Here is a 4,792-nt window from a genome sequence, read left to right as displayed (position 1 = left end):
TTACCACGAAGAAGCTACGCGTCCACTGTGCGGTATCTGAAACAGCACACACACTCGCTGCGCGAGGGTGTCGGAGTGAACACTGTTCTTTCCTCGAGGGGAAAGCAACTCTGTGAAACTGTCGACACACTCGAAAAGCGTGAGTGTGTCGACAGTTTCACAGAGTTACGGCGGCCATAGCGACAGGGAAACGCCCGGTCCCATTCCGAACCCGGAAGCTAAGCCTGTCTGCGCCGATGGTACTGCACTCGACAGGGTGTGGGAGAGTAGGACACCGCCGAACACCCGTTACCGAAGACCCCCACCGATTCCGGTGGGGGTCTTCGGCTTTCCCGGGTCCGGGTGTTCCGGTCCCGGCCGGTGACCAACAGTGTGCGTCCGGCTGCCGGTGTGTCGCTGGGATTCACCCGCGGATCTACGGCGATCTGCCCCCTCACTCGGAGAGGTGGGCGAGGATGTGGACGATCGTCGTTTCGGCGCGGCCGCGCAGAGCGATCCGATCGTGCGGAGTCCACAGTGCGCCTTCGGAATCCGACGCGGCATCGACGGCGCGCCCGGAGGCTGCGACCCTTCCGGGGACCGACTTCGCCAGCTCCGACAACCGTGCCGCCTCGTTGACCGGATCACCGATCACGGTGTATTCGAAGCGTTCCCGTGCCCCCACGTTCCCGGCGACCGCCCGTCCGGCGGCCACGCCGATGCCGGCTCGGCACTCGGGGACCTCGGTGAGGATGCGGAGGGCGATCTCGCGGGCGGCGCGCAGGGCGGAGCCGGCAGCGTCGTCGGTTTCGACGGGTGCGCCGAAGATTGCCAGGGCGGCATCGCCTTCGAACTTGTTGACGAAGCCGCCGGCGCGGTGCACTTCGTCGACGACGACCTCGAAGAACCGGTTGAGCAGCGCGACGACCTCGGCCGGCGGTCGGCTCGCGGCCATCGCAGTGGAACCGATGATGTCGACGAACAGCACCGCCACATCCCGTTCTTCTCCGCCGAGGACATCTGCATTGGCGAGCGCGGCCGCCGCGACCTCGCGTCCGACGTGCCGGCCGAAGACGTCTCGCAGTCGTTCGCGTTCGCTCAGTCCTTCGGCCATCCGATTGAACCCGGCCTGTAGTTCGCCGAGGGCGGTGCCGTCGTACACCACGACCCTGGTGTCGAGGTCGCCCTGCTCGATTCGGGTCATGCCGGCCCGCACGGATTCGATGGGCGCGATGCTCGCGCGCACACTGAGCCACATCAGCAGGGCACCGACGACGAGCGCGATCGAGCCGATCGTCAGGATCGTCACCGCGAACCGGGTGGGAGTGACGGGCCGGATGAAGCTGAACACCGCGACCAGGAGCAGCCCCACGATCGGGACGGCGCTGCCCAGTCCCCACGCGAGCATGAATCTGCCGCCGGCACTCGCCGGCCGTCGGTTCACCGGCCCACCCGCTTCGAGTGCGCGGGCCGCTACCGGGCGCAACGCAAACTCACCGAACAGGTAGACGAAGCCGCACACGGTCAGACCGGCCAGGGTGATCGTCAGGGAGACCTTGGGGATCGTCGTCGGATCGACGATGCCGAAACACGTCGTGAACAGGACCAATCCGATGAACCAGAGCGTTCCCTGCTGAAGGGTGAGCCGCCACGGCAGGCGGAGCGCAGCCCGCTTCTGAGTGTCGGTCGGGGGCCGGTCGTCGAGCGCCCAGCGCAGTTGCTCGAGTCCGAGCCTGGTGCCGCGCACCGTTCCGACGACCATCGCGACGAGTACGTAGACGGGTGCGATCACGGCGACGACGACGAGAAATTCGCGGGTGAGCACCGTCGGGCCGGGGACCACCACGTTGATCAGCACGGCGGCGATGGCCGCCCCGAGGAAGTGCGTGCCGAGCAGCGAGAAGGTCAACAGGGTCTGGATTCGGATGCGTTGCCGCCGAACCGGTTCGGCGGGCTCACCGAGGATCGGGGAACCGAGTGGCGCGTCACTTGCACGGCGTACGGGCATAGTCGTTGGAGACTAGTCGTTTAGTGCGTGGCACGGGGCATCCATTAGGGTGGCAGGAGTGCGCCTAGTGATTGCCCGCTGCCGAGTCGACTACATCGGACGCCTGACGGCACACCTGCCGACGGCGCGACGCCTGCTGCTGGTCAAGGCCGACGGTTCGGTGAGCGTCCATGCCGACGACCGTGCCTACAAGCCGCTGAACTGGATGAGCCCGCCGTGCTGGATGGCCGAGGAGCCGACCGAGGACGCGGAGGCTCTGTGGGTGGTCACCAACAAGGCAGGTGAGCAACTGCGCATCACGATCGAGGAGATCGAGCACGATTCGAGTCACGAACTGGGCGTCGATCCGGGCCTGATCAAGGACGGTGTGGAGGCGCACCTGCAGGAGCTGCTCGCCGAGCACGTCCATACATTGGGCCCCGGGTACACGCTCATCCGACGGGAGTACCCGACGGCGATCGGCCCGGTCGATCTGCTGTGCCGGGACGCGGACGGCGGCACGGTGGCGGTCGAGATCAAGCGACGCGGCGAGATCGACGGGGTCGAACAGCTCACCCGCTATCTCGAACTCCTCAACCGGGATCCGCTGCTGGCGCCGGTGACGGGCGTGTTCGCGGCGCAACAGATCAAACCGCAGGCCAAGACTCTCGCCACCGACCGGGGCATCCGCTGCCTCGTCCTCGACTACGAGGCGTTGCGCGGAACCGAGAGCACCGAGTTTCGGTTGTTCTGATCATGCCGCGCCGCAACCGAGCTCAGCCGCCGCGGCAACGCGGGCAGAACCTGCACGCGTCCGCGACCGTCCGCACCGAGTACGGGCCGGCGGGCGCCGAGTCGGAACGGTTCACCGTACGCACGGTGCCGGGGTCGCGAGCGACCAAGTCGTATCGGTGCCCGGGATGCGACCACGAGATCGCGCCGGGCACCGCGCATGTGGTCGCCTGGTCGACCGATGCGCTCGGTGGCGCGGACGACCGCCGGCACTGGCACACCGGATGCTGGTCGGGACGCGCGACTCGCAGTCCGACGAGACGCTGGTCGTAGTCGCCGGACGCGGGTCGAACACGCGCGATTCGGCTACCTGCGTGCCTTGCTGGTGACCGCGGGGGAACGACCCCGATCGCCCGCCACTGCCGGCATCCGCTCGGTTTCGTCGCCGGACCGGTCGTTGTTCGCCGTCGACTCGGGGGCCGAAGCCTCGGCATCGTCCGACCCTGCGCTGTCGGCTTCCGCTCGGTCGGTGCGGTCGTCCTGTGTCGACTGCCCGTCGCGGTCGAGCAGCTCGCCTTCCCGCGTGACCGCGGCGAGCATCGACGGAACGGATTCGAGTTGCTCGCGTACCCCGTCGAGCTGGGTGAGGATCCGGCTGCGCAGCACGCGCAGCTCCTCGGTGAGATCGCGGGCGTTGGCGATCTTGCGCTCCGACTGTTCGGTCGCGACGGCGAGACGTCGTGCGGCTTCCTGGGTCGCCTGCTCGACGCGCCGGTCGGCCTCGGCCTTGCTGGTGCGCTCGAGTTCGTCGAGCGCACCGAGCAGCTTGGACCGACGCTCGCCCATCGTGATCTCGAAGTCCTGCTGGACCTGTGCGCGCTTGGCTTCGGCTTCCGCGGCGAGCCGGTCGCGTTCCGCCTCGGCGGCGGCGATGATGCGATTGGCCTCGGCGCGTGCCGCGGCCATCGTCTCCGCATGTTCCTCTTCGAACGCGACGCGCCGCCGCTCGAGCTCGGCGATCTTCGCTTCGTAGTCGCCGCGCAGACGGATGCCTTCCTGCTCGGCGAGCGAGATCATTTCCGCCGCTTCGGCTTCCGCGCGCGCCCGAAGCTCGGACGCCTCGTCGGACGCCAGCCGGAGCATCCGGGAGATGCGATCGCTCATCCCCTCGGCGGTCGTCGGAGGCACCGACAACCGATCGACGTCCCTGCGCAGTTCGTCGATCTCGTTGCGGGCGTTCTCGAGCTGACGGGACAGGTCGCGGGCCTGAGCCGCGGCGGCGTCCCGGTCGGTCGCGGTCACCCGCAGCTCGGCCTCGAACCGTGCGAAGTAGTTGGTCACCTCGTCGCGGTCGAAGCCCTTGCGCACGATGGAAAACGGGAGATGGCTGGGGGTGCGATCGCGATCGAAGACCATGGCGTCAATCTACCCGGTCGGTGAGGCTCGGGCGGCGGGCGATCCCGCGTTGTGATAAGCGCCGCGTCGAGGACTCAGTGGTGAACGTCGGCGGCCGGCTCGACGAGCTCGACGAGCACACCACCGGCGTCCTTCGGATGCAGGAAGTTGATGCGCGAATCGGCGGTTCCGCGGCGCGGTGCGTCGTACAGCAGCCGCACACCCTGCTCACGGAGAATGGTCGACACGGCGTCGAGATCGCTGACGCGGTAGGCGAGCTGCTGGAGTCCCGGGCCGCTGCGGTCGATGAACTTCGCGATCGTCGAGTTCTCGTTCAGCGGTGCGAGGAGCTGGATCGCGGTGGAACCCTCGGGGGAACCGGGCACCGACAGCATCGCCTCGCGCACGCCCTGCTCCTCGTTGACCTCCTCGTGGGTGGAGACCAGGCCGAGGTTCTCGGCGTACCAGGTGAGGGCGGCGTCGAGGTCGGGCACCGCGATGCCGACGTGATCGATGGCGGTGACGAGGCCGGAGGCCAGCACGGCGCCGGTTGCGGGGGAATGGGAGGACGACTCAGTCATGTTCTAGACGGTAGCGCTAACGTTAGATCAGATCACGCCGGGAGGTCGCTTCCGGCACAACCCCAGGAACGCGCCAGGCTGCTGTTCCTCGAGACCTCGGAGGAATTCCCCGTGACCA

Annotated in this window: 5 protein-coding genes and 1 rRNA gene; 3 read left to right on the top strand and 3 right to left on the bottom strand. The window is 67.8% G+C overall.

Annotated features, from left to right (window positions below; genetic code table 11):
• Positions 1–166 precede the first annotated feature (166 nt).
• Positions 167–283: ribosomal RNA gene (gene rrf, locus I0Q12_RS23765) — 5S ribosomal RNA — on the top strand.
• Between the two features lie 150 nt (positions 284–433).
• Here rrf and I0Q12_RS23760 read toward each other — a convergent pair.
• Positions 434–1,987 carry an adenylate/guanylate cyclase domain-containing protein gene (locus tag I0Q12_RS23760; RefSeq protein WP_197255322.1) on the bottom strand — a complete coding sequence of 518 codons (1,554 nt, stop codon included), beginning with the start codon at positions 1,985–1,987 and terminating at the stop codon, positions 434–436.
• A 58-nt stretch (positions 1,988–2,045) separates the two neighbouring features.
• Between I0Q12_RS23760 and nucS the strand changes: the two genes are divergently transcribed.
• The gene (gene nucS / locus I0Q12_RS23755; RefSeq protein ID WP_197255320.1) at positions 2,046–2,720 is read left to right on the top strand and encodes an endonuclease NucS; all 675 of its coding nucleotides are present in this window, start codon (positions 2,046–2,048) and stop codon (positions 2,718–2,720) included.
• A 2-nt stretch (positions 2,721–2,722) separates the two neighbouring features.
• Positions 2,723–3,031, top strand: a complete 309-nt coding sequence (locus I0Q12_RS33695; RefSeq protein ID WP_231611306.1) for an ATP/GTP-binding protein — start codon at positions 2,723–2,725, stop codon at positions 3,029–3,031.
• Between the two features lie 33 nt (positions 3,032–3,064).
• Here I0Q12_RS33695 and I0Q12_RS23750 read toward each other — a convergent pair whose 3' ends face one another.
• Positions 3,065–4,114: a hypothetical protein gene (locus tag I0Q12_RS23750; RefSeq protein WP_197255318.1), complete on the bottom strand. Its 1,050-nt coding sequence runs from the start codon at positions 4,112–4,114 to the stop codon at positions 3,065–3,067.
• Between the two features lie 74 nt (positions 4,115–4,188).
• Positions 4,189–4,674: a methylmalonyl-CoA epimerase gene (gene mce, locus I0Q12_RS23745; RefSeq protein WP_197255316.1), complete on the bottom strand. Its 486-nt coding sequence runs from the start codon at positions 4,672–4,674 to the stop codon at positions 4,189–4,191.
• Positions 4,675–4,792 lie beyond the last annotated feature (118 nt).

Origin of the sequence: Rhodococcus sp. CX (genome assembly GCF_015865005.1) — a bacterium.
Classification (GTDB): domain Bacteria; phylum Actinomycetota; class Actinomycetes; order Mycobacteriales; family Mycobacteriaceae; genus Rhodococcus.
The sequence above is the reverse complement of the archived record's forward strand: the minus strand, read 5'-3'. Positions and strand labels throughout refer to the sequence as shown.

Coding starts and splice junctions, on each gene's coding strand:
- I0Q12_RS23760 (WP_197255322.1), bottom strand. CDS start 1,987: ATGCCCGTACGCCGTGCAAGTGACGCGCCACTCGGTTCCCCGATCCTC.
- I0Q12_RS33695 (WP_231611306.1), top strand. CDS start 2,723: ATGCCGCGCCGCAACCGAGCTCAGCCGCCGCGGCAACGCGGGCAGAAC.
- I0Q12_RS23750 (WP_197255318.1), bottom strand. CDS start 4,114: ATGGTCTTCGATCGCGATCGCACCCCCAGCCATCTCCCGTTTTCCATC.
- mce (WP_197255316.1), bottom strand. CDS start 4,674: ATGACTGAGTCGTCCTCCCATTCCCCCGCAACCGGCGCCGTGCTGGCC.